This is a genomic window from Streptomyces sp. NPDC002386 (assembly GCF_053593175.1).
The window spans coordinates 236,381-258,254 of record NZ_JBSFBX010000007.1 but is presented as its reverse complement, the minus strand read 5'-3'; the positions used below and the strand labels follow the sequence as shown (position 1 = coordinate 258,254).

Genomic DNA, 21,874 nt, shown 5'->3' with positions numbered 1-21,874 from the left:
GGTCCTCGGCTCCCGCCCCTTTCGGCGGTTCAGGCGCCCATCATGTGCACGCCGCCGTCCACGTGCACGATCTCGCCCGTGGTGCGCGGGAAGAAGTCCGACAGCAGCGCGACCACACCGCGTGCGGCCGGCTCCGGGTCGGTGAGGTCCCAGCCCGCGGGAGCGCGCCGGGTGGTCCACACGTCGGCGAGGTCCGCGAAGCCCGGGATGGACTTGGCGGCCATGGAGCGCAGTGGCCCGGCGGCGACGAGGTTGCAGCGGATGCCGCGGTCGCCGAGGTCCCGGGCGAGGTAGCGGCTGGTGGACTCGAGGGCGGCCTTGGCGACGCCCATCCAGTCGTAGTGCGGCCAGGCGACGGCCGCGTCGAAGGTGAGGCCGACGACCGAGCCGCCGCGCCGCTGAAGCAGCGGCAGGCAGGCCGTGGTCAGCGACTTCAGGGAGTACGCCGAGACCTGCACGGCCGTCGACACGTCGTCCCAGGTGCCGTCGAGGAAGGAGAAGGCGCCCTGGGGCCCGTAGGCGATGGAGTGCACGACGCCGTCGAGGGAGTCGGTGTGCTCGCCGATCCGCTCGGCGAGGCCGTCCAGGTGGCTCTGGTCGGTGACGTCCAGTTCGATGACGGGGGCGGGTTTCGGCAGCTTGCCCGCGAACCGCTCGATCAGGGAGAGCCTGCCGAAGCCGGTCAGCAGGACCTCTGCGCCCTCCTCCTGCGCGATCCGGGCCACGTGGAAGGCGATGGAGGCGTCCGTGACGACGCCGGTGACCAGGATCCGCTTGCCCGCGAGGATGCCGCTCATACCGCCGGCACCCCCTGCGGCAGCGCGCCGACGAGCGGCGAGTCGTGGTCCAGCGGGCCGACGGCTCCGCCGCCGCCGGGCGAGCCGAGACCGGCGAAGAAGGCGGCGTTGGACGCCGCGTGGTCGTCGCCCCACTCCTCGGGCATGTCGTCCTGGAAGTAGATGGCGTCGACGGGGCAGACCGGTTCGCAGGCGCCGCAGTCCACGCATTCCTCGGGATGGATGTACAGGGCGCGGCGGCCCTCGTAGATGCAGTCCACGGGGCACTCGTCGACGCAGGAGCGGTCCTTGACGTCGACGCAGGGCAGTCCGATGACGTAGGCCATGCTCAACTCCTCGGATTGACGGACGGGTTCACTTGACCGGCACGCCGGTGGTGCGCTCGCCCAGGGTCAGCACGGTGACGGCGAGTACGGCCATGGCGGCGGCGATGACACTGAACAGGGCGCCCGCGCCGTGCCCCTCCAGCACCGGCAGCAGCACGAACGGGATCGCCGCGGCGCTGAGTTTGGACAGCGAGTAGGCGGCGCCCGAGGCGGTGGCACGGATCGCGGTGGGGTACTGCTCGGACAGGTACACATGACTGACGCTGGAGAACACGTTGCTGAACAGGGTGTAGGCGAAGCCGCAGACCACGATCAGCGCGGCCGAGCCGGCGTAGGCGAAGCCGAGTCCGGCCACCACCATCGCGCCCGCCGAGAGGGCGACCAGGGTGCGGCGCTCCAGGCGGTCCACGACGGGCAGGACGAGCGCGGAGCCCACCGGGTAGCCGAGGAAGGACAGCGCGGTGAAGCCGAGCCCCGCGACGATGCCGTAGCCCTTGGCCGCGACGATCTGCGGGGCGAGCGTGCCGAAGCCGTAGTAGCCGACGACCGACAGCACGCAGAACAGCCACAGCACGAGGGTCCGGCGGCGCATTCCGGGGCGCAGGACGTCCCGCAGCCGGGAGTCCCCGGCGGCCGGCTCCGGTTCGGCCGCGGGCTCCTCCAGGACCAGGCCGCGGCCCGCGGCCTCGGCCTCCATCCCGGCGACCAGCCGCTCCGCCTCCGCGGTCCGGCCGGCCGAGGCCAGCCAGCGCGGGGACTCGATGAGCTGCCGGCGCAGGACCCAGACGACGGCCGAGCCGAGCGCGCCGAGCACGAACAGCCAGCGCCAGCCGGCCACGCCCAGCGGGGTGAGCGGGACCAGCCACAGCGCGGCGAAGCCCACCGCGGGCACTCCGCAGAAGGCGAGCGTGTAGGCCCAGGCGATGAACCGGCCGCGCTTCCTGGCGGGCAGCACATCGGCCAGGTAGCAGTCGGACAGGGCCTGTTCGGCGCCGATGCCGACACCGGCCAGGAAGCGGGTGACGATCAGCCAGGTGGCGTTCGGGGAGAACGCGCCGAGCAGGGAGAAGACCGAGTAGATGGCGAGGTTGATCAGGAAGGCCCGGCGCCGGCCGAACCGGTCCGCGATCCGGCCTAGCGTCAGGGATCCGATGAACTGGCCGACGAACACGGAGGCCAGGACGAGTTTGAGCGAGGTCGCGCCGAAGGCGAAGTCGCTCTGCAGCACCTTGGCGATGGTGCCCGAGAGGTTGTTCTCGAAGGTGTCGAAGAAGAGGCCGATGCCGATGACCGCGGTGAGTCTGCGGTGCAGGGGAGTGATCGGCATGCGGTCCAGGCGGGCACCGATCGGGGCGGGAGCGGTGACATCACCCACCGCCGCGGTGGTCTGGGACATGGGGCTGGCTCCTTAGGGAACTCCTGGGGACCGGTGGTGCGTCGCTCCCGGGAAGGGAACCGCCCGGGCCGCCGACGGGCCCGGGCGTGCGGCCCGGGGGCCGGGGCGTGGGGGAATGGATGGTGCGGGACGGGTGTGGGGGCGTGGGGGGATGTGGGGGTGGGTGGGGGCCGCCGGCCGGGATCAGGCCGCTTCCACGGCCCGGCGCCGGATCTGCTCGTCCACGTCACCGCGCCGCACCGGCGCGCTGACCTCGTGCAGGAAGGAGGCGACCTCGCGGTACGAGGCCCAGAACCCGACCTCGTGGTACGGCACTCCGCGTTCGGCGCAGTACTGCATGGTCAGCTCCCGGGCGCGCCCCAGGTTCTTCTGCGGCATAGCCGGGAACAGGTGGTGCTCGACCTGGTAGTTGAGACCGCCGTAGAGGAAGTCGATCAGCAGGCTGGGGCGGATGTTGCGGGAGGTGAGGACCTGGCGCTCCAGCCAGTCCAGGGTCTCCGCCTCGCCGTCGCGCACCTGCATGCCCTTGTGGTTCGGGGCGAAGATCATCCCGAAGTAGACGCCCAGCGCGGCGTGCTGGACCACGATGAAGGCGACCGCGAGCACCGGGGACAGGACGGTGAAGACCAGGCCCAGGTAGACGGCGGTGCGCAGCACGATCAGGAAGGTCTCCAGGACGGGCCGCTTGGTCTTGCCCTGGACGATGGACAGGACGGCCGTCCGCAGCATCTTGAAGCCCTCGAGCACGAGCAGCACGAAGAACAGCACGCTCTGGTACCGCACGACGAACTTCTGGGTGCCCTTGCGGGTCGGGTACTGCTTGATGTCGAAGATGGCGGTGCGCCGGCCGATGTCCGGGTCCATGTCCAGGTGGTTGGGGTTGCTGTGGTGCCGGTTGTGGTGGTTGACCCACCAGCCGTAGCTGACCCCGTTGACCAGGTTGGCGTGGACGTATCCGACCGCGGAGGCGGCCTTCTTGCTGCGGAACATCGCCTTGTGGCCGGCGTCGTGCCACATGAACGCCGACTGGCCGCCGCACAGGCCCATCCACACGGCCGTGAGGAGTTGCCACCAGGAGTCGCCCAGCTCGAAGAAGGCGGCGAACCCGATCAGCAGCAGGGTGGTGTTCAGGGCCAGCTTGCCCACGTAGTAACGGGGGTCGAGGTCCAGCAGGCCCTCGGCCTTGACCCGTTTGAGCAGCTCGGCGAAGGTCGCCGAGGCACCGGTGCGCTGCCCGGCGCCGGCGCCTCCACCGGCGGCCAGGGCCGCGGCTTCTTGTATGTGCGGACGCTGCATGCGTTGCTCTCCTTGGGAGAAGTGCCCGGTTCGGGCGGCGGCGCCGCTGCCCCGCGGACCTGCGGGCGCCGCGAGTCGACAAGGCTCCCGCGTGGGTCACCGTCGCGGGATGGGCCCTGCCGTCGAACTCCCGGCGTGCACCCGGAGGGCGACGGCAGGGCCCCGCTTCGCCCGGCGGGCCCGGCGACGGGAGCACAGTGCGGTACTCCCGGTCCGGACCGCCGGGCGAACGTGTGTCCAGCGTTCCGTGGAGCGCTGATGTGGCACTGATACCGGTCTGACCGGGTGTGCGCCGGCACCCGCCGGCGCGCCCGGCAGCGGCTCAGGCGGCCGCCTCGGCGCGCAGCCGCTCGTCGAGGTCGCGGACGGCCGCGTCGGCGGCCTCGGCGACCGACTCGTCGTCGGGTGCGCCGATGACGGCCATCAGCTGCTCGACCGTGGCGTGCTGGAGTTCTTCGGTGGACCGGCTCATGTCGGTGTCCTCTCGTGGTGCGCGGTGGCGGGTCAGAAGGCGTTGCAGGCGCGGAAGACGTGCGCGAAGCCGGGCAGCGAGGCCTGCGGCCCGTCGAAGGCGACGTACTCCGGGATCAGCACGTCGGGGGCCCACTTCTGCTTGTACGAAAGCTGGGTCTGCGCCGGGTACAGGGCTGCGCCCTCGGCCCACAGGGCGTGCATCAGCCACTGGAACGCCGGGCTGTGGCCGTCGAGTTCGTGGCTCGCGTCCAGGCCGGTGAACGGCGTGAACCCGAAGTGCAGCCACTCGACGCCCTCGGCCCGGAACACTTCGACGGCGTGCGCGTTGATGGCCTCCATCAGGCCCGGGGAGCCCTCCGGGATGCGGCGGCTGAGGTCGTGCATCCAGCCGGCCCGGCTGCCGTAGACCGGCGAGTACGAGATGTACGCGACCGGGGCACCGTCGATGGTGCCGACGAAGAGCCGGCGGTGCTCCTGGGCCTCGCCGCCGATCTGGCCGACGAGGAACTCCAGTTGCTGGGCGCCGCCCTTGGAGCCCAGCCAGGCCTGGTCGATGGTGGCGATGGCGTCGGCCACGTCGCCCGCGGCGACCTCCTGGATCTGCAGGCCGTTGCGGAGCGCGCGGGAGATCTTGTTGCGCAGCTGCATGAACTTCGTGCCGCGCAGGGTGAACTCGCCGAGGCTCACCGCCCAGGAGGCGCCGACCTGGTTGACGGTGAAGCCGAGCCGGGCGTACCGCTCGGCGTCGGCGCGCTGGAGCTGGATGCCGACGAGCCGCAGACCCTCGTCGCGGACGTACCCGCGGAAGGCGTCGAGCAGGGTGGCGTAGTCCTCCTCGGCGGCGAACGGGCCGCCGAGCTGGACGGCCCAGCGGCCGGTGCGGCGGTACACGATCACACCGTCCGTACCCGGGACGGTGAAGATACTGTTTCCGCTGTTGAGGGCGAGGAACGCACTCGCGTTCTCGCTCGTGGTGTGGGCGCGTATCGCGTCCAGAACCGGGTTGTCCGTGACGGTTTCGGTGGTGGTGGCGGTCATTCCCGTACCCCTTTCGGGAGCGTTTCCCATCGAAGGGAGTACAACACCGGAAGGACGTCCGGGAAAAGAGCCGAAAGGAATTCATTGCCTGCGTCAGAAGCGTGTCAGCTTTCCGTCAGCGCAGGGTGCCAATGTTGTTCCCGTGAACGGCACGGGAAACCGGGCCGGAAACACGGAGAGGTGCCCGGAGTGGCTGATCGGGGACCTGGAGCACGCCTCGAGGTCGGGCCGGCGACGGTCCGCGCAGGTTCGAATCCTGCCCTCTCCGCCAGAGTCCGGAATTCCGCACGGGGGAAAACGGATTGCTGATCCGGCATGCGAACCGCCTGAATCCCCCTCCGGTGCCGCGTCAATGGCGGCACGGCACCGGATGCCCCTGAACCGCCGGCCGCCCCCCGTCCCGGCGGAGCAACCGCCCCGGCGGGACGTCCAGGAAGCAGACGCCCGCCGGGGCGCGGCGCATTGGGCCACCCGGTCTTTTCACCGCAGCACCACCCCAGAAAGAAACAACCTTCGCCAGGAATTTTCACCAAAGGGGGGCAGACATGCTGAGGTTCTCCATTCTCGGCGCACTGCAGATACTCACCGCCGCCGGACCGGCGGACATCTCGGGCGACCTGCAGCGCACACTGGTGCAGACGCTGCTGGTCAGCGAGGGCCAGCCGGTGTCCGGCGAGGGCCTGGCCGAGGAGATGTGGGGGGACGCCGTCCCCGACAACCAGGCCAACGCCCTCCAGGCCCACGTCAGCCGGCTGCGCCGCAGGCTCCGTGACCTGGAGCCGGACCGGCCGTCCTCCCGGCTGACGATGCACCCCTCCGGCTACCGGCTGTCCGTCGGCGAGGGCGAACTGGACGCGGCCGAGTTCATCCGGGCCGTACGGCTGGCCGAGTCGGCCGCCGCGGCCGACGCGGCGCGCACCGCGCGGCTGCTCGCCGACGCGCTCGGGATGTGGCGCGGCCCGGTCTTCGGCGGATTCGCCGGCGGAACCCTGTGCCAGCTCGCCGGTGCCCGCTACGAGGAGTACCGGATGCGCGCCATGGAACTGCGCTTCGACGCCGAACTGCGGCTCGGCCGCCATGCCGCCGTGCTCGCCGAGCTGGCCGAGGCCCACACCAACCACCCGCTGCGCGAACGGTTCTGCGAGCAGCTCATGATCGCCCTGTACGGCTCCGGCCGGCAGGCCGACGCGCTCGACGTCTTCCACCGGATGCGCCGTCACCTCGACGACGAACTCGGCATCCAGCCCTCCCCCGCCCTGCGCCGGGTCGAGCACGCGATCCTCTCCCACGACCCGGCCCTGACCGGCGAGGCCCGCCTCCAGCCCGTCGGAGGCGCCCGCGCCGCGTAAGCGGTCCGTCAGTCCCCGGTCAGTCCGCATTGCCACGCTCGACGGGCGAGTGGAATCACGGAATCACCACGCCCCTACCCACGGAGGGGGAGACATGAGGTCCCAGGTCGAGGAACTGGCCGGCATACGCGAGCGCGTGCTCGCCGGCCCCAGCGAGAAGGCGACCGCCGCCCAGAAGGCCAAGGGCAAGCTCACCGTGCGCGAACGCATCGGCCTGCTGCTCGACGACGGCTCCTTCCACGAGGTCGAACCGCTGCGCCGGCACCGGGCGAGCGGTTTCGGCCTGGAGACGAAGAAGCCGTACACCGACGGTGTCGTCACCGGATGGGGCACGGTGGAGGGCCGTACGGTCTTCGTCTACGCCCACGACTTCCGGATCTTCGGCGGCGCCCTGGGCGAGGCCCACGCCACCAAGATCCACAAGATCATGGACATGGCCATCGCAGCCGGCGCGCCCCTGGTCTCCCTCAACGACGGCGCGGGCGCCCGCATCCAGGAGGGCGTCACCGCGCTCGCCGGCTACGGCGGCATCTTCCGCCGCAACACGAAGGCCAGCGGTGTCATCCCGCAGATCTCCGTGATGCTCGGCCCGTGCGCGGGCGGCGCGGCCTACAGCCCGGCGCTGACGGACTTCGTCTTCATGGTCCGCGAGACCTCGCAGATGTTCATCACCGGCCCGGACGTCGTCAAGGCCGTCACCGGCGAGGAGATCACCCAGAACGGGCTCGGCGGCGCCGACGTGCACGCCGAGACCTCCGGCGTCTGCCACTTCGCCTACGACGACGAGGAGACCTGCCTGGAGGAAGTCCGCTACCTCCTCTCCCTGCTGCCGCGCAACAACCGCGAGACCCCGCCCGCGGCGCCCTGCGACGACCCGGCCGGCCGCCGCTGCGAGAGCCTCGCCGACCTGGTGCCCGCCGACGGCAACCGGCCGTACGACATGACCAAGGTCATCGAGGAGATCGTCGACGACGGCGAGTACCTGGAGGTGCACCAGCGCTGGGCGCGGAACATCATCTGCGCGCTGGCCCGGCTGGACGGACAGGTCGTCGGGATCGTCGCCAACCAGCCGCAGACCCTGGCGGGTGTGCTGGACATCGAGGCGTCGGAGAAGGCCGCCCGCTTCGTGCAGATGTGCGACGCGTTCAGCATCCCGATCGTCACCCTGCTCGACGTGCCCGGCTTCCTCCCGGGTGTCGGACAGGAGCACGGCGGCATCATCCGGCACGGCGCGAAGCTGCTGTACGCCTACTGCGACGCCACCGTGCCGCGCATCTCCCTGATCCTGCGCAAGGCCTACGGCGGCGCCTACATCGTGATGGACTCCCAGTCGATCGGCGCCGACCTCACCTACGCCTGGCCCACCAACGAGATCGCCGTGATGGGCGCCGAGGGCGCGGCGGGCGTCATCTTCCGCCGCCAGATCGCCGAGGCCGACGACCCGGAGGCCCGGCGGGCGGAGCTGGTCAAGGAGTACAAGGCCGAGCTGATGCACCCCTACTACGCGGCCGAGCGCGGTCTGGTCGACGACGTGATCGACCCGGCCGACACCCGCCACGTCCTGATCGGCGCCCTGGCGATGCTGCGCACCAAGCACGCCGAGCGTCCCGCCCGCAAGCACGGCAACCCGCCCCAGTGACGGAGGTCCCATGAGCGCGTCCCCCACTCCCCCCATCCGCGTCGAGAAGGGCCAGGCCACCGACGAGGAGCTGGCCGCCCTCGCGGTGCTGCTGCTCAGCCGTACCGCCCTGGCCGGGGCCGGCACCGAGCCCGGCTCCCCGGGCACCACCTCCTGGCGCCCGCACGCCTATCACGCACCGCACAGCTGGCAGCGGGCCTGAGCCGGCGGCCACCGAGTCCCCCGGCGGCCCGGTACGCCCGGGCCGCCGGGGCGCGCTCAGTCCTGGACGAGCTCGACGTCCTGCTGCCGGACGGCGTGGAAGTAGGGCATCGGCGCGAGGCCCGAGGGCCGCAGCTCCAGGATGGTGGCCTCGACGTGCGCCGCGCCGGCCCTGAGCGGCGACTTCCCGGACCTGTGAGCCGCCTTCGCCGCCTTGCCGGACGCTTTCGCGGCCTTGCGCGCCGGCTTCCCGGACTTCGCCGGGGCCTTGCCCGCCCCGCCTGACGCCTTCTGGGTCCCGGCCGCCTTCTTCCCGGCCTTCCGCGCCGGCTTTCGGGCCTTGGACGGCGTGCCCTCGGACTTGGCCGACGTGCCCTCGGACTTGGGCGACGTGCTCCCCGCCCCGGGTGACGCCTGGTCCGTCGCCGTCCCGACCACCGTCGTGGACTGCGCGCCGCCCCCGATCACCTCGGTGTCGGCCCTGCCGGTGTTCGACCAGTGGTGCTCCGCGCCGTCGCACACGGCGCTGGTGCCGCCGACGGCGTACTTCACGCCGGGGTCGGTCTGGGTGACCGACGAGCTGACGAACACCGGTCCGCTGCTGCCGATGCAGCGGTAGGTGCCGGAGAGGGTGATGGTGCCGTCGGCGGCGATCCGGCCGGTGGCGTCGACGGTGAGGCTCTCGGTGGGGTCGGCGACGGCGGCCGGCGCTGCGACGGCGCACAGCAGCGCGGCGGCGCCGAGGCCGGCGGTGAGGGCGGAGCGTACGGGCATGGGGGGACCTCCCGGTCACGGGGTGTGTGGGGGTTCCACTCGTACCCGGCGGTCCGGGGGCCCGCCGTGACCGTCACCCCTTCGGTGGCGCGTCACCCGGCAGCACCGCGAACCCGTCCAGCTCGACCAGCGCCCGCTCGTCCCACAGCCGTACGACCTGCACGACCGCCATCGCCGGATAGTCGCGGCCCGCCGACTCCCGCCAGATGCGGCCCAGTCGGCGGGCGTGGACCCGGTAACCGGCGACGTCGGTGGTGTAGACGGTGACACGGGCGAGGTCGGCCGGGGTGCCGCCGGCCGCGCGCAGGGCGGTGAGCAGATTGGCGAGCGCCCGCTCGAACTGCTCGGCCAGCGTGTCGCCGGTGATCTCGCCGTCGCCGTCGAGGGCCGTCTGGCCGGCCAGGAAGACCAGCCGGGTGCCGGTCGCGACGACGGCGTGCGAGAAGCCCGTGGGCGGGGACAGCTCGGGCGGGTTGACGCGCTCGGTGCTCACCGGGCCTCCTTCTCGGGCCGCGCGGCGTACAGCTCCTTCGCGATGATGCCCCGCTGCACCTCGCTGGCGCCCTCGTAGATCCGCGGTGCGCGCACCTCGCGGTAGAGGTGTTCCAGCAGGTGTCCCCGGCGCAGCGCGCGGGCGCCGTGCAGCTGGACGGCGGTGTCGACGACGTACTGCGCGGTCTCGGTGGCCAGCAGCTTGGCCATCGCGGCCCGGCCCGGCACGTCGGCGGCGCCCTCGTCGTACGCGGTCGCCGCCGCGTACACCATGAGCCGGGCCGCCTCGGTGCGCAGGGCCATCTCGGCGACCTGGTGGGAGACCGTCTGCAGGTCCCGCAGTTTGCCGCCGAACGCGTCGCGCGCACGGGTGTGCTCGACCGTGGCGTCGAGCGCCGCCTGGGCCATGCCGACCGCGAAGGCGCCCACGCTGGGCCGGAAGAGGTTGAGGGTGCCCATGGCGACGGCGAAGCCGCGGTCGGGCTCGCCCAGCACGTCGTCCGCGGTGACGGGCACGGCGTCCAGGTGCAGGGCGCCGATCGGGTGCGCGGAGAGCATCTCCAGCGAGGAGCCGGTGAGGCCGGGCCGGTCGGCGGGGAGCAGGAAGGCGGTCACCCCGCGGGCTCCGGCGCCGGGCGTGGTGCGGGCGAAGACGGTGTAGAAGTCGGCCTCGGGGGCGTTGGAGATCCAGCACTTCTCGCCGGTGAGCCGCCAGCCGGAGCCGCGGTCGGGTTCGGCCGTCAGGCTCAGGGCGGCCGCGTCGGAGCCGGCCCCCGGCTCGCTCAGCGCGAACGCGGCGACCGCGGCGCCCTCGGCCACCCGGGGCAGCCAGCGCTCGCGCTGGGCGGCGGTGCCGTGGGCGTGCACCGGGTGGGCGCCCAGGCCCTGGAGGGCGAGGGCGGTCTCGGCCTCGGTGCAGACCTGCGCCAGCGACTCGCGCATCAGGCACAGGTCCAGGGCGCCGGAGGTGAACAGGCGGGCGAGCAGGCCGAGTCGGCCGAGTTCGGCGAGCAGGGCCCGGTCGACCCGGCCCGGTTCCCCCTTGTCGGCGATCGGGCGCAGCCGCTCGGCGGCGAGGGCGCGCAGCTCGGCGCGCCAGGCGGTCCGCTCCGGTCCGAGTGAGAATGCGGGCACTGCCGGTCCTCCCTCCGGGGCGGGCCGGCGATGGCCCTCCCGTCTTCCCCCGACGGTATCGCGCACAGTTGACTGTCGTCACCAACACGATACGCTCCAGTTGCGAGCGCAGTCAGGACGCCCGTCTCGACGCCGTCAGGCAAGGGGGCGCACCGCCATGAACGTCTCCGCCCATGTCGACACCTTCACGCGCGACCATCTTCCGCCGCCGGACGAGTGGCCCGAGCTGCGCTTCGACCTGGCGGAGCTGCGCTACCCCGAGCGGCTCAACTGCGCCGCCGAGCTGCTCGGCCGCGGCGACACGGACCGCCCGGTCTTCCACACCCCGGACGGCTCCTCGTGGACGTACGGCGTGCTGCGCGCCCGCGTGGACCGGATCGCCCATGTCCTCACCCGCGAGCTGGGCGTCGTGCCCGGCAACCGGGTCCTGCTGCGCGGGCCCACCACGCCCTGGCTCGCCGCGTGCTGGCTGGCCGTGCTGAAGGCGGGCGCGGTGGCGGTCACCGTGCTGGCCCAGCAGCGTCCGCACGAGCTGGCCACGATGTGCGAGATGGCCCGGGTCCGGCACGCGCTGTGCGACATACGGGCGGTGGACGACCTGGCGAAGGCCGGGATACCGGGCCTGCGCATCCTCGCCTACGGCGGTGAGGCGCCGGACGACCTGCTGCGCCGCCCGGCGCCGGACACCCCCTTCCCGGCGGTCGGCACCGCCGCCGACGACGTCGCCCTGATCGCGTTCACCTCGGGCACCACGGGCCGGCCGAAGGGGTGCATGCACTTCCACCGGGACGTGCTGGCGGTCGCGGACACCTTCTCCGCGCACGTGCTGCGGCCCCGGCCCGACGACGTGTTCACCGGAAGTCCCCCGCTCGGCTTCACCTTCGGGCTGGGCGGTCTGGTGATCTTCCCGCTGCGGGCGGGCGCGAGCGCGCTGCTGCTCGAACAGGCGGGGCCGCGCCAGTTGCTGCCGGCCATCGCCGGGCACCGGGTCTCGGTGCTGTTCACCGCGCCGACCGCGTACCGCGCGATGCTCGAGGCGATGGACGGCCATGACCTCTCGTCGCTGCGGCGCTGCGTGTCGGCCGGCGAGAACCTGCCCGCGGCCACCTGGCGGGCGTGGCACGAGCGCACGGGGCTGCGCATCATCAACGGCATCGGCGCCACCGAGCTGCTGCACATCTTCGTCTCGGCCGCCGACGAGCGGATCAGGCCCGGCACCACGGGAGTTCCGGTCCCGGGCTGGCAGGCGCGGGTGCAGGACGCGTACGGGGAGCCGGTGCCGGACGGTGAGCCGGGGCTGCTGGCGGTGCGCGGCCCGGTCGGCTGCCGCTATCTCGCCGACCCGCGGCAGCGGGAGTACGTGCGCGGCGGCTGGAACGTCACCGGCGACACCTACGTCCGGGAGAGCGACGGCTACTTCCGCTACGTGGCCCGCGCGGACGACATGATCATCTCGGCCGGCTACAACATCGCGGGCCCGGAGGTGGAGGACGCCCTGCTGCGCCACCCCGACGTGGTCGAGACGGCGGTGGTCGGCCGCCCCGACGAGGTGCGCGGCCAGGTGGCGGTGGCCTACACGGTGCTGCGGGACGGGGCGCCGCGCGACCCCGAGCCGCTGCGCGCCTTCCTCAAGGCCGAGCTGGCGCCGTACAAGTGCCCGCGCGAGTTCGTCTTCCTCGACGCGCTGCCCCGCACGGCCACCGGCAAGCTGCAGCGGTTCCGGCTGCGCACCGCCGGTGACCGGCCCTGACGACGACGACCTAAAATGATCAACGTGTCCGAGCAGCACGCCCCCAGGTCCCTCATCGTCACGCTGTACGGCGCGTACGGCCGCTACATGCCCGGCCCGGTGCCCGTCGCCGAGCTGATCCGGCTGCTGGCCGCGGTCGGGGTGGACGCGCCCTCCGTGCGCTCCTCGGTGTCCCGGCTCAAACGCCGCGGGCTGCTGCTGCCCGCCCGCGCCCGGACCGGCGCGGCCGGGTACGAACTCTCGGCCGAGGCACGCCAGTTGCTGGAGGACGGCGACCGCCGCATCTACGCGACCGCTCCGCCCGAGGACGAGGGCTGGGTCCTGGCGGTGTTCTCGGTGCCCGAGTCGGAACGGCAGAAGCGGCACGTGCTGCGCTCCCGGCTGGCCGGCCTGGGCTTCGGCACGGCCGCGCCCGGGGTGTGGATCGCCCCGGCCCGGCTGTACGAGGAGACCCGGCACACCCTGCGCCGCCTGGCCCTCGACCCGTACGTCGACCTCTTCCGGGGCGAACACCTCGGCTTCGCCGCCACCCGGGAGGCCGTCACCCGCTGGTGGGACCTGACGGCGATCGCCAAGGCGCACGAGGGTTTCCTGGACGTCCACGCGCCGGTCCTGCACGCCTGGGAGCGCCGCACCGGCACCCCGCCGGAGGAGGCCTACCGGGACTACCTGACGGCCCTGGACTCCTGGCGGCACCTGCCCTACACCGATCCGGGCCTGCCCGCCCGGCTGCTGCCCGCCGACTGGCCGGGGGTCCGCTCGGCGCGGGTGTTCCGGAGCCTGCACGAGCGGCTGCGCGACGCGGGGGCGGAGTTCGTGGGGGCGGAGTCCGCGGGGACGTGAGCCCGGCGGGTCAGAAGCGCCGCAGCCGCATCGCGACGCCGTGCCCGACCGCGAGGTAGAGGACCGCGGGAAGGCCGTAGTTCAGCAGTACCCGGAGGTTCTCCGTGTCCATCGTGAAGATGTCCTGCGACCACCAGGCCAGCGCGTCGGCCACGCCCCGCACGAACCCCACGAACACGTTCGCGTGGTTGGCCTCCAGCAGGTACAGCAGGATCCACAGCCCCAGGAACGCCGCCGCGACGTCGGCGACGGTGTGGATGAGGAGGGCGGTGCGCCGGGTGCCCGAGCCGTCCTCGCGGCGCGGCCGGCCGGGGCCGGCGACCCGGTGGGCGGGCTCCGCGTACAGCGGCTCCGGGGCCTGGGGGCCGCCGTAGCCGTATCCGGGGGGATCGGGCAGGGGCCTGGTGTCGTTCATCGCGGTCTCGGTCTCTCTCGTCTCCGGCACGGACCTGCCGAACGTAGCCAGCCGAAGCGGAACAAGCGGTTCAGGAACCGTGCGGATCGCGTGGAAGGCGTGTGACCGGTACCGCGCGGCTCCTCCTCGTCGCCCCGGTCACCGTCCGCCGAGGGACAGCCGCGGTTTCGGCGCGTCCGTGCGGCCGGTCTGCGGTCGTCTGCTGCCCGCCCGGTAGGGGGCGGGCCAGGCCACGCCGGGCCCCTCGTAGCCCTGCTCGGCCGCCGCGTGCAGCGTCCAGTGCGGGTCGTACAGGTGCGGCCGCGCCAGTGCGCACAGGTCCGTACGCCCGGCCAGGATCAGGGAGTTGACGTCGTCCCAGGAGGAGATCGCGCCGACCGCGATCACCGGGATCCCGGCCTCGTGCCGGATGCGGTCGGCGAACGGCGTCTGGTACGACCGCCCGAACTCCGGCCGCTCCTCGGCCACCACCTGCCCGGTGGAGACGTCGATCGCGTCGGCGCCGTGCGCCGCGAAGGCCCGGGCGATGCCGACCGCGTCCTCGGCGCCGGTGCCGCCCTCGGCCCAGTCGGTGGCGGAGATCCGCACGGTCATGGGCCGTTCGTCCGGCCACACCGCGCGCACGGCGTCGAAGACCTCCAGCGGGAACCTCAGCCGGTTCTCGGGCGAACCGCCGTAGGCGTCGGTGCGGTGGTTGGTGAGCGGGGAGAGGAAGCCGGAGAGCAGATAGCCGTGGGCGCAGTGCAGTTCGAGCAGGTCGAAGCCGGCCCGCGCGGCCCGCCCGGCGGCCGCGGCGAACTGCTCCCGGATGTCGGTCAGCTGGGCGCGGGTCAGGCCGCGCGGCACCTGTCCGCCCGGCCGGTAGGGCAGCGGGGACGCGGCCACCAGCGGCCAGTTGCCGTTCGGCAGCGGCTCGTCCATGCCCTCCCACATCAGCCGGGTGGAGCCCTTGCGGCCGCTGTGGCCGAGCTGGACGCCGATCGCGGTACCCGGTGCCCGGTGGTGCACGAAGTCGGTGATCCGCCGCCACGCCTCGGCCTGCCGGCCGGTGTAGAGGCCGGCGCAGCCGGGGGTGATCCGGCCCCGCTCGCTCACGCACACCATCTCGGTCATCACCAGTCCGGCCCCGCCGAGCGCGCGGGCCCCCAGGTGGACCAGGTGGAAGTCGCCGGGCACGCCCTCCTCGGCCGAGTACACGTCCATGGGCGACACCACGACCCGGTTGCGCAGGGTCAGTCCGCGCAGCCGGAACGGGGTGAACATGGGGGGCGTGCCCGGCGGGCAGCCGAACTCGCGCTCGACGGCCCCGGTGAAGTGGGCGTCCCGCAGCCGGAGGTTGTCGTGGGTGACCCGGCGGCTGCGGGTGAGCAGGTTGAAGGCGAACTGGCGGGACGGCTGGCCGAGGTAGCGGTCCAGGTCCTCGAACCACTCCAGGCTGGCCCGGGCGGCGCGCTGGGTGGAGGCGACGACGGGCTTGCGCTCCTCCTCGTAGGCGGCCAGCGCGCCGGGCACGTCGGGCTGTTCCTCGATGCACGCGGCCAGCGCCAGCGCGTCCTCCACGGCGAGCTTGGTGCCGGAGCCGATGGAGAAGTGGGCGGTGTGGGCGGCGTCGCCGAGGAGGACGACGTTGCCGTCGGACCAGCGCTCGCAGACCACCGTGCGGAAGGTCGTCCACGCCGAGTTGTTGGAGCGCAGCGGCCTCCCGCCGAGGGCGTCGGCGAAGACCTTGGCGCAGCGCTCGACGGACTCCCGCGGCTCGGCCTCGTCGAACCCGGCCGCCCGCCAGACCTCCTCGCGCATCTCCACGATCACGGTGGAGGCGCCGGGCCGGCTCCGCGGCCCGGAGGGGCTCGCCTGGGGTTGCCGGCCGGGCGACGGGCCGGCGTACGGGTAGGCGTGCAGTTGCATCACGCCGTGCTCGGTCTCGGCGATCTCGAAGCGGAACGCGTCGAAGGCGAAGTCGGCGGCCAGCCAGATGTAGCGGCAGCGGTGGGCGGTGATCCGGGGCCGGAACACATGGGCGCGGGCGCCGCGGGTGGCGCTGTGGACCCCGTCGGCGGCGACGACCAGGTCGTACTCCCCGGCGAGCCGGGCGGCCGGCGGCGCCCCGGCGCGGAAGCGGAGGTCCACGCCGAGGGAGCGGCAGCGCTCGTGCAGGATCTCCAGCAGCCGGCGCCGGCCCAGCGCGGCGAAACCGTGTCCGCCGGAGGTGTGGCGGGTGCCCCGGTGGACGATGTCGATGTCGTCCCAGCGGACGAAGTCGCGCCGCAGGGCCTCGTAGACCACCGGGTCGGCGTGCTCGATGCCGCCCAGGGTCTCGTCGGAGAGGACCACGCCGAAGCCGAAGGTCTCGTCGGGGGCGTTGCGCTCCCAGACGGTGACCTCCCGGGCGGGGTCGAGCCGTTTGAGCAGCGCGGCCGCGTAGAGCCCGCCGGGGCCTCCGCCGGTGATCGCCACGCGCAGCGGGCGGCCGGTCATCGCGGCTACCTCCCCCGCCACTTCGGCGGCCGCTTCTCCCGGAAGGCGGCGTGGAACTCCGCGTAGTCCTCGCCGTTCATCAGCAGCGCCTGGGTGGCGGCGTCCAGCTCGACCGACGCGGCCAGCGGCATGTCCAGCTCGGCCGTGAGCAGGGCCTTGGTCTGGGCGTACGCCAGGGCGGGTCCGTCGGCCAGGCGGCGGGCCAGCTCCAGCGCCGTCCGGTCGGTGTGGCCCTCCTCCGCCGGCACGCTGATCAGGCCGATCCGCTCGGCCTCCGCCGCGCGCACCGGTTCGCCCAGCATCAGCAGCCGGGTCGCGTGCCCGAGTCCGACGACGCGGGGCAGCAGGTAGGCCGCGCCCATGTCGCCGCCGGAGAGGCCGACGCGGGTGAAGAGGAAGGCGAACCGGGCCGAGGGGTCCGCGACGCGGAAGTCGGCGGCCAGGGCGAGCACGGCTCCCGCGCCCGCCGCCACGCCGTGCACGGCGGCGATCACCGGGAAGGGGCACTCCCGGACCGCCCGGACCACCTGCCCGGTCATCCGGTTGAAGTCGAGGAGCTGGGCGGTGTCCATGGACAGGGTCGCGCCGATGATCTCGTCCACGTCGCCGCCGGAGCAGAAGCCGCGTCCCTCACCGGCCAGCACCAGGGCGCGGACCGACCGCTCCCGGGACAGCTCGGCGAGCAGGTCGCGCAGGTCGGCGTAGGCGCCGAAGGTGAGGGCGTTGAGCTTCTCGGGGCGGGCGAGGGTGACGGTGGCCACACCGTCGTCGAGCTGGACCCGCAGGTGCTCCCACGTGGAGGTGCGGGCGGCGGAGCCGGTGAAGGGACTCATGACGTGCGGCCTCCTAGAGGGGGCGGTGCCTCACGTTGCTGCGGTGGTGCCTCACAGTGCGGTACCCCATGAAGCTATCACCTCTTTGTGACTGTCGTCACGATGGCGCGACACCTGTTCCGGGACGGCCCGGTCCCGTCACGCGCGTCACCGGTCGTCCACAGCCGCGTAACAGTGGGCCCGGCGGGGCGAGGCGGGGCGTCCGTGCGGGTAGGCCGCCGGTGCGGGGCGGAGCGGCCCCGGGCGGTGCCCGTCGACGGTCCTCGTGGCCGGGCCCGTACCATTTCCACGGTTGAAAGCAGGACAGCCTGCTCCATGAACGGAATCGCCTTGTACGAACGCCCCGCCGAATCGGCCTCCTGGCGCATCGCGCTGCCGCACACGACCGCGGCGGTGCCCGTGGCGCGCGCCCTGGTCCGGTCGGCCCTGGCGGAGGTGGAGCACGCGGCGGACTGCGACACCGCGGAGCTGCTGACGGCGGAGCTGGTGGCCAACGCGGTGGAGCACACCGGCGGGCGCGGCCCGATCGAGCTGGTGGTGGAGCTGCGGCCGGGCGGCTGCCAGGTCGAGGTGCACGACCCGGACCCGGCGCCGCCCGGGCATCTCACCCGCCCGGTGATCGAGGAGCCCGACCTCTGGCAGGAGGGCGGGCGCGGGCTGCTGCTGATCCGCGCCCTCAGCTCGTCCTGCGGTCACCGCCCGACCGCCTCGGGCAAGGCGGTGTGGTTCAGACTGCCAGTGGTTCCCGGTCAGCGGCGTCCCGCGTGACGTCGGCGGACGCCCGGGCCAGCGTGGAGTGCCGCCGCCCGTAGAGGGCGTACACCCCGAGGCCCACCACCAGGAACACCGCGAACTGGATCCAGGTCCGCCAGCCGGTCTCGTACATCAGGTAGAGGCAGAAGCCGACGCCGAGCAGCGGTCCGACCGGGTAGAGCGGCACCCGGAAACTGCGCTTGAGGCCCGGCTCCCGGCGCCGCAGGGCGATCACCGCGATGTTGACGACGGCCATGATCGCGAGCGTGCCGATGGTGCACAGGTTCATCACGGCGTCCAGGGAGGCGAAGGCCGCCGGGACCGCGAAGACGACCGCGACGATCAGCGTGCCCGCCACCGGGGTGGAGGTGCGCGGCGAGACCTTCTCGAAGACGCGCGGGATCAGGCCGTCCCGGGACATCGACATCAGGATGCGGGTCTGGCCGTACATCACGGCGAGGACGACGGAGGCGATGGCGACGACCGCGCCGAAGGCGATGACACCGCCGCCGACGGCGGAGCCGGTGACCTCGTTGACGACGTACGACAGCGCGGCGGGCCGGTCGGCGACCTGCTTGCCGCCGATGGCGCCGATCGCGGCGAGCGCGACCGCGCAGTAGAGCAGGGTGACCAGGCCCATGCAGACGAGGATGGCGACGGGGATGTCCCGGCGCGGGTTCTTCGCCTCCTCGCCGGCCGTGGTGATCGCGTCGAAGCCGATGTAGGAGAAGAAGGCGGCGGTGGTGCCCGCGCCGATGCCGCCGAGGCCGGCCGGGGAGAACGGGGTCAGGTTGCCGTGCTTGAAGGCGCTGTAGCCGACGGCGCAGAAGGCCAGCAGGATGACGAGCTTCACGGCGGCCATCGCGGCGGTCGCCCGGGCGCTCTCCCGCACGCCGCGCACCAGCAGCACGGACGCCATGGCGATGACGATCACGGCGGGCAGGTTCACGATCCCGCCGTCGCCCGGCCCCGCGGACAGCGCGGCCGGCAGCTGCAGGCCGGTGAGGCTGTGCAGGAGTTCGTTGACGTACTCGCTCCAGCCGACCGCGACCGCCGAGATGGAGACGCCGTACTCCAGCAGCAGGCACCAGCCGACCAGGAACGCGGTGGACTCACCGAGTCCCGCGTAGGCGAAGGAGTACGAGGAGCCGGAGACCGGGATCGCGCCGCCCAGCTCGGCGAAGGAGAGCGCGGTGAAGACACAGGTGATCGCGGCGAGGACGAAGGAGACGACCACGGCGGGGCCGGCCTGGGCGACGGAGTCGGAGAGGCCTACGAAGATGCCGGTGCCGACGATGGCGCCGATGCCGAAGCAGATGAGCTGGAAGAGGCCCATCGTGCGCTTGAGGCCGTGGCCCTCGCGGTCGGCGCCGGACTCGGCGACGAGCAGTTGCGGGGACTTGATGCGGAGAGCGGGCATGCGGGGTGGTGCTCGTTTCTGGTGGTGCGGGCGCCCGGGTGGGGGCGCGGCGGCGGCCGGGAGAGGGTGGTCCGGGCCGCCGCTCAGGATAAGGCCTGGTGAAGCGGGTGGGGCAAGGGTCCGCGCGGGGCGGCGGCTCAGGCGAGGGTCGCGACCAGGATCGCCTTGATGCTGTGCAGCCGGTTCTCCGCCTCGTCGAAGACGACCGAGTGGGCGGACTCGAACACCTCGTCGGTCACCTCCAGGGAGGTCAGGCCGTGGGTCTCGTGGATCTCCTGGCCGACCTTGGTGCCGAGGTCGTGGAAGGCGGGCAGGCAGTGCAGGAACTTCACGTCCGGGTCGCCGGTGGCGCGCAGGACGTCCATGGTCACGGCGTACGGGCCGAGGGCGGCGATCCGCTCGTCCCAGACCGCCTTGGGCTCGCCCATGGAGACCCAGACGTCGGTCGCGACGAAGCCGGCGCCCGCGACGCCCTCGGCGATCTCCTCGGTGAGGGTGATCCGGGCGCCGCTGGTCTCGGCCAGCTCGCGGGCGCGGTCGACGACCTCCTCGGCGGGCCAGTAGGACTTCGGGGCGACGATCCGTACGTCCATGCCGAGCAGGGCGCCGGTGACCAGGTAGGAGTTGCCCATGTTGAAGCGGGCGTCGCCGAGGTAGGCGAGGGTGGTCTCGCGCAGCGGCCGGGTGCCGTGCTCGGCCATGGTGAGCGCGTCGGCCAGCATCTGGGTGGGGTGCCACTCGTCGGTGAGCCCGTTGTAGACGGGCACGCCGGCGTACGCGGCCAGCTCCTCGACCTTGGCCTGGCTGTCGCCCCGGTACTCGATCGCGTCGAACATCCGGCCGAGGACGCGGGCGGTGTCCTTCACCGACTCCTTGTGCCCGATCTGCGAGCCGGCCGGGTCGAGGTACGTCGTCGTGGCACCCTGGTCGGCGGCGGCGACCTCGAACGCGCAGCGGGTGCGCGTCGAGGTCTTCTCGAAGATCAGCGCGATGTTGCGGCCGCGCAGGTACTGGGTCTCGGTCCCGGCCTTCTTCGCCGCCTTCAGCTCCGCGGCCAGCTCGACCAGGCCGCGGAACTCTGCCTCGGTGAAGTCCAGCTCCTTGAGGAAGTGGCGGCCGGCGAGGGCGGTCGGGACAGTCGCCATGGGGGCGCTCCAGGGGTACGGGTTACTCGGGACTATTGGAAGTCTATACGACGTCCCACATTTCTATACAGGCTCCCGTTCCACGGGGCAGCTCATGCACCGCGGCCCGCCCCGGCCGCGCCCCAGCTCGCTGCCCGGGATCTCGATCACCTCGATGCCCTGTTTGCGCAGGTGGGTGTTGGTGGTGGAGTTGCGCTCGTAGGCGATGACGACGCCCGGTTCGACGGCGAGCACGTTGCAGCCGTCGTCCCACTGCTCGCGCTCGGCGGCGTGCACGTCCTGGGTGGCGGTGAGCACCCGGATCTCGCCGAGGCCCAGGGCGGCGGCGATGGCGCGGTGCATGTGCTCGGGCGGATGGTCGGTGACCTTGAGCTCCCGCTCCCCGTCGCCCGGCTGGATGGTGTACGACCGCAGCATGCCGAGCCCGGCGTACTGGGTGAAGGTGTCGCCGTCGACCATGGTCATCACCGTGTCCAGGTGCATGAAGGCCCGCCGCTTGGGCATGTCGAGCGCGACGATGGTGTGCGCGGAGCCCGCGGCGAACAGCTTGTGCGCCAGCATCTCCACCGCCTGCGGGGTGGTGCGCTCGCTCATGCCGATCAGGACGGCACCGTTGCCGATCACCAGGACGTCGCCGCCCTCGATGGTGGAGGGGTAGTCGGCCTGCCCCCGGGACCACACATGGAACGTTTCGTCACGGAACAGCGGGTGGTGCCGGTAGATCGCCTCGAAGTGCACCGTCTCGCGCTGCCGGGCCGGCCGGCGCATGGCGTTGATGGAGACGCCGTCGTAGATCCAGGCCGAGGTGTCCCGGGTGAAGAGGTGGTTGGGCAGCGGGCGGAGCAGGAAGTCGTCCAGGTCCATGACGTGGAAGCGGACGGAGGCGGGCTCCGCGTGACCGTCCAGGAACTCCCGCTTGGTCATGCCGCCGACCAGCGCCTCGGCCAGCTCGGCGGAGCCCATCGCGTCGAAGGCGGCCCTCAGGTGGCCGGTGGCGAGGGGACCGTACTCCTTCTCGTCGAAGACGCGGTCCAGGACGAGGGCGCGGGCCGCCGGGAGCTCCAGGGTCTCGGTGAGCAGGTCGCCGAAGAGGTGGACGGCGACCCCCCGGTCGCGCAGGACGTCCGCGAACCCGTCGTGCTCGGCGCGCGCCCGGCGCACCCAGAGCACGTCGTCGAAGAGCAGGGCGTCCTTGTTGCTGGGGGTGAGCCTTTTGAGCTCGAGGTCGGGCCGGTGCAGGATCACCCGGCGAAGCCGTCCGGCCTCGGAGTGGACGTGGTATGCCATGCCTCCATCCTGGCCACCGGCGCCCGCCTTCACG

General features: G+C 72.8%; 21 protein-coding genes and 1 tRNA gene. 7 read left to right on the top strand and 15 right to left on the bottom strand.

Annotation, left to right across the window (positions count from 1 at the left end):
* Positions 1 to 29 precede the first annotated feature (29 nt).
* From fabI to ACWCPN_RS16730, 6 genes are all read right to left on the bottom strand, one after another.
* Positions 30 to 797, bottom strand: coding sequence for an enoyl-ACP reductase FabI (gene fabI, locus ACWCPN_RS16755; RefSeq protein ID WP_365127797.1), 768 nt, complete (start codon positions 795 to 797; stop codon positions 30 to 32).
* Positions 794 to 1,123 (bottom strand): ferredoxin, encoded by a 330-nt coding sequence (fdxA, locus tag ACWCPN_RS16750; protein ID WP_199212391.1) that lies wholly within the window; start codon positions 1,121 to 1,123, stop codon positions 794 to 796. Before fdxA ends, fabI begins: the two co-directional genes overlap by 4 nt.
* 28 nt (positions 1,124 to 1,151) lie before the next feature.
* Positions 1,152 to 2,519, bottom strand: coding sequence for an MFS transporter (locus tag ACWCPN_RS16745; RefSeq protein ID WP_451206449.1), 1,368 nt, complete (start codon positions 2,517 to 2,519; stop codon positions 1,152 to 1,154).
* A 183-nt stretch (positions 2,520 to 2,702) separates the two neighbouring features.
* Entirely contained in the window at positions 2,703 to 3,815 is a 1,113-nt protein-coding gene (locus tag ACWCPN_RS16740) for a fatty acid desaturase family protein (RefSeq protein ID WP_365127803.1), read from the bottom strand.
* Positions 3,816 to 4,137: 322 nt separating this feature from the next.
* Positions 4,138 to 4,287, bottom strand: coding sequence for a hypothetical protein (locus ACWCPN_RS16735; RefSeq protein ID WP_199212389.1), 150 nt, complete (start codon positions 4,285 to 4,287; stop codon positions 4,138 to 4,140).
* Positions 4,288 to 4,319: 32 nt separating this feature from the next.
* On the bottom strand, positions 4,320 to 5,327 hold the full coding sequence (locus ACWCPN_RS16730; RefSeq protein ID WP_199212388.1) for a DUF2156 domain-containing protein: 1,008 nt from the start codon (positions 5,325 to 5,327) through the stop codon (positions 4,320 to 4,322).
* A 174-nt stretch (positions 5,328 to 5,501) separates the two neighbouring features.
* Between ACWCPN_RS16730 and ACWCPN_RS16725 the strand changes: the two genes are divergently transcribed.
* From ACWCPN_RS16725 to ACWCPN_RS16710, 4 genes are all read left to right on the top strand, one after another.
* Positions 5,502 to 5,598, top strand: a tRNA-OTHER gene (locus tag ACWCPN_RS16725).
* A gap of 274 nt (positions 5,599 to 5,872) precedes the next feature.
* Positions 5,873 to 6,676 (top strand): AfsR/SARP family transcriptional regulator, encoded by an 804-nt coding sequence (locus ACWCPN_RS16720; protein ID WP_451206445.1) that lies wholly within the window; start codon positions 5,873 to 5,875, stop codon positions 6,674 to 6,676.
* Positions 6,677 to 6,770: 94 nt separating this feature from the next.
* The gene (locus ACWCPN_RS16715; protein WP_451206442.1) at positions 6,771 to 8,315 is read left to right on the top strand and encodes an acyl-CoA carboxylase subunit beta; all 1,545 of its coding nucleotides are present in this window, start codon (positions 6,771 to 6,773) and stop codon (positions 8,313 to 8,315) included.
* Positions 8,316 to 8,325: 10 nt separating this feature from the next.
* Positions 8,326 to 8,517: an acyl-CoA carboxylase epsilon subunit gene (locus ACWCPN_RS16710; protein ID WP_199212386.1), complete on the top strand. Its 192-nt coding sequence runs from the start codon at positions 8,326 to 8,328 to the stop codon at positions 8,515 to 8,517.
* 56 nt (positions 8,518 to 8,573) lie between these two features.
* On the opposite strand, the gene ACWCPN_RS16705 is transcribed toward ACWCPN_RS16710, so the two are convergent.
* The 3 genes from ACWCPN_RS16705 to ACWCPN_RS16695 all read right to left on the bottom strand — a co-directional run bounded on the left by ACWCPN_RS16705 (position 8,574) and on the right by ACWCPN_RS16695 (position 10,916).
* A complete protein-coding gene (locus ACWCPN_RS16705) occupies positions 8,574 to 9,290 on the bottom strand; it encodes a DUF6299 family protein (RefSeq protein ID WP_451206439.1) in 717 nt (238 codons plus the stop codon).
* Positions 9,291 to 9,363: 73 nt separating this feature from the next.
* Positions 9,364 to 9,783 carry a RidA family protein gene (locus tag ACWCPN_RS16700; RefSeq protein WP_199212384.1) on the bottom strand — a complete coding sequence of 140 codons (420 nt, stop codon included), beginning with the start codon at positions 9,781 to 9,783 and terminating at the stop codon, positions 9,364 to 9,366.
* The gene (locus ACWCPN_RS16695) at positions 9,780 to 10,916 is read right to left on the bottom strand and encodes an acyl-CoA dehydrogenase family protein (RefSeq protein ID WP_451206436.1); all 1,137 of its coding nucleotides are present in this window, start codon (positions 10,914 to 10,916) and stop codon (positions 9,780 to 9,782) included. The genes ACWCPN_RS16700 and ACWCPN_RS16695 overlap by 4 nt, the downstream gene beginning before the upstream one ends.
* A gap of 157 nt (positions 10,917 to 11,073) precedes the next feature.
* Between ACWCPN_RS16695 and ACWCPN_RS16690 the strand changes: the two genes are divergently transcribed.
* Both ACWCPN_RS16690 and ACWCPN_RS16685 read left to right on the top strand, forming a co-directional pair.
* On the top strand, positions 11,074 to 12,666 hold the full coding sequence (locus ACWCPN_RS16690) for an AMP-binding protein (protein WP_365127814.1): 1,593 nt from the start codon (positions 11,074 to 11,076) through the stop codon (positions 12,664 to 12,666).
* A gap of 15 nt (positions 12,667 to 12,681) precedes the next feature.
* The gene (locus tag ACWCPN_RS16685) at positions 12,682 to 13,509 is read left to right on the top strand and encodes a PaaX family transcriptional regulator (RefSeq protein WP_451206433.1); all 828 of its coding nucleotides are present in this window, start codon (positions 12,682 to 12,684) and stop codon (positions 13,507 to 13,509) included.
* A 10-nt stretch (positions 13,510 to 13,519) separates the two neighbouring features.
* Here ACWCPN_RS16685 and ACWCPN_RS16680 read toward each other — a convergent pair whose 3' ends face one another.
* The 3 genes from ACWCPN_RS16680 to ACWCPN_RS16670 all read right to left on the bottom strand — a co-directional run bounded on the left by ACWCPN_RS16680 (position 13,520) and on the right by ACWCPN_RS16670 (position 17,235).
* Positions 13,520 to 13,924, bottom strand: a complete 405-nt coding sequence (locus ACWCPN_RS16680) for a hypothetical protein (protein WP_451206653.1) — start codon at positions 13,922 to 13,924, stop codon at positions 13,520 to 13,522.
* A 138-nt stretch (positions 13,925 to 14,062) separates the two neighbouring features.
* Positions 14,063 to 16,402 (bottom strand): bifunctional salicylyl-CoA 5-hydroxylase/oxidoreductase, encoded by a 2,340-nt coding sequence (locus tag ACWCPN_RS16675; RefSeq protein ID WP_451206429.1) that lies wholly within the window; start codon positions 16,400 to 16,402, stop codon positions 14,063 to 14,065.
* A 5-nt stretch (positions 16,403 to 16,407) separates the two neighbouring features.
* Complete coding sequence (locus ACWCPN_RS16670) at positions 16,408 to 17,235, bottom strand: enoyl-CoA hydratase family protein (RefSeq protein WP_365127821.1); 828 nt, start codon at positions 17,233 to 17,235, stop codon at positions 16,408 to 16,410.
* Positions 17,236 to 17,550: 315 nt separating this feature from the next.
* Here ACWCPN_RS16670 and ACWCPN_RS16665 point away from each other — a divergent pair, with 315 nt between their 5' ends.
* Positions 17,551 to 18,003: an ATP-binding protein gene (locus ACWCPN_RS16665; RefSeq protein WP_451206426.1), complete on the top strand. Its 453-nt coding sequence runs from the start codon at positions 17,551 to 17,553 to the stop codon at positions 18,001 to 18,003.
* Here ACWCPN_RS16665 and ACWCPN_RS16660 read toward each other — a convergent pair.
* The 3 genes from ACWCPN_RS16660 to ACWCPN_RS16650 all read right to left on the bottom strand — a co-directional run bounded on the left by ACWCPN_RS16660 (position 17,963) and on the right by ACWCPN_RS16650 (position 21,840).
* A complete protein-coding gene (locus ACWCPN_RS16660) occupies positions 17,963 to 19,408 on the bottom strand; it encodes an amino acid permease (RefSeq protein ID WP_365127824.1) in 1,446 nt (481 codons plus the stop codon). The genes ACWCPN_RS16665 and ACWCPN_RS16660 overlap by 41 nt on opposite strands.
* Positions 19,409 to 19,545: 137 nt before the next feature.
* The gene (gene argF, locus ACWCPN_RS16655) at positions 19,546 to 20,553 is read right to left on the bottom strand and encodes an ornithine carbamoyltransferase (protein WP_451206423.1); all 1,008 of its coding nucleotides are present in this window, start codon (positions 20,551 to 20,553) and stop codon (positions 19,546 to 19,548) included.
* A 63-nt stretch (positions 20,554 to 20,616) separates the two neighbouring features.
* The gene (locus tag ACWCPN_RS16650; protein WP_451206421.1) at positions 20,617 to 21,840 is read right to left on the bottom strand and encodes an arginine deiminase; all 1,224 of its coding nucleotides are present in this window, start codon (positions 21,838 to 21,840) and stop codon (positions 20,617 to 20,619) included.
* Positions 21,841 to 21,874 lie beyond the last annotated feature (34 nt).

What these genes read in the sequence shown, in the direction of transcription:
- fabI (WP_365127797.1), bottom strand. Translation starts at nt 797, where the DNA reads ATGAGCGGCATCCTCGCGGGCAAGCGGATCCTGGTCACCGGCGTCGTC.
- fdxA (WP_199212391.1), bottom strand. Translation starts at nt 1,123, where the DNA reads ATGGCCTACGTCATCGGACTGCCCTGCGTCGACGTCAAGGACCGCTCC.
- ACWCPN_RS16745 (WP_451206449.1), bottom strand. Translation starts at nt 2,519, where the DNA reads ATGTCCCAGACCACCGCGGCGGTGGGTGATGTCACCGCTCCCGCCCCG.
- ACWCPN_RS16740 (WP_365127803.1), bottom strand. Translation starts at nt 3,815, where the DNA reads ATGCAGCGTCCGCACATACAAGAAGCCGCGGCCCTGGCCGCCGGTGGA.
- ACWCPN_RS16735 (WP_199212389.1), bottom strand. Translation starts at nt 4,287, where the DNA reads ATGAGCCGGTCCACCGAAGAACTCCAGCACGCCACGGTCGAGCAGCTG.
- ACWCPN_RS16730 (WP_199212388.1), bottom strand. Translation starts at nt 5,327, where the DNA reads ATGACCGCCACCACCACCGAAACCGTCACGGACAACCCGGTTCTGGAC.
- ACWCPN_RS16720 (WP_451206445.1), top strand. Translation starts at nt 5,873, where the DNA reads ATGCTGAGGTTCTCCATTCTCGGCGCACTGCAGATACTCACCGCCGCC.
- ACWCPN_RS16715 (WP_451206442.1), top strand. Translation starts at nt 6,771, where the DNA reads ATGAGGTCCCAGGTCGAGGAACTGGCCGGCATACGCGAGCGCGTGCTC.
- ACWCPN_RS16710 (WP_199212386.1), top strand. Translation starts at nt 8,326, where the DNA reads ATGAGCGCGTCCCCCACTCCCCCCATCCGCGTCGAGAAGGGCCAGGCC.
- ACWCPN_RS16705 (WP_451206439.1), bottom strand. Translation starts at nt 9,290, where the DNA reads ATGCCCGTACGCTCCGCCCTCACCGCCGGCCTCGGCGCCGCCGCGCTG.
- ACWCPN_RS16690 (WP_365127814.1), top strand. Translation starts at nt 11,074, where the DNA reads ATGAACGTCTCCGCCCATGTCGACACCTTCACGCGCGACCATCTTCCG.
- ACWCPN_RS16685 (WP_451206433.1), top strand. Translation starts at nt 12,682, where the DNA reads ATGATCAACGTGTCCGAGCAGCACGCCCCCAGGTCCCTCATCGTCACG.
- ACWCPN_RS16680 (WP_451206653.1), bottom strand. Translation starts at nt 13,924, where the DNA reads ATGAACGACACCAGGCCCCTGCCCGATCCCCCCGGATACGGCTACGGC.
- ACWCPN_RS16675 (WP_451206429.1), bottom strand. Translation starts at nt 16,402, where the DNA reads ATGACCGGCCGCCCGCTGCGCGTGGCGATCACCGGCGGAGGCCCCGGC.
- ACWCPN_RS16670 (WP_365127821.1), bottom strand. Translation starts at nt 17,235, where the DNA reads ATGAGTCCCTTCACCGGCTCCGCCGCCCGCACCTCCACGTGGGAGCAC.
- ACWCPN_RS16665 (WP_451206426.1), top strand. Translation starts at nt 17,551, where the DNA reads ATGAACGGAATCGCCTTGTACGAACGCCCCGCCGAATCGGCCTCCTGG.
- ACWCPN_RS16660 (WP_365127824.1), bottom strand. Translation starts at nt 19,408, where the DNA reads ATGCCCGCTCTCCGCATCAAGTCCCCGCAACTGCTCGTCGCCGAGTCC.
- argF (WP_451206423.1), bottom strand. Translation starts at nt 20,553, where the DNA reads ATGGCGACTGTCCCGACCGCCCTCGCCGGCCGCCACTTCCTCAAGGAG.
- ACWCPN_RS16650 (WP_451206421.1), bottom strand. Translation starts at nt 21,840, where the DNA reads ATGGCATACCACGTCCACTCCGAGGCCGGACGGCTTCGCCGGGTGATC.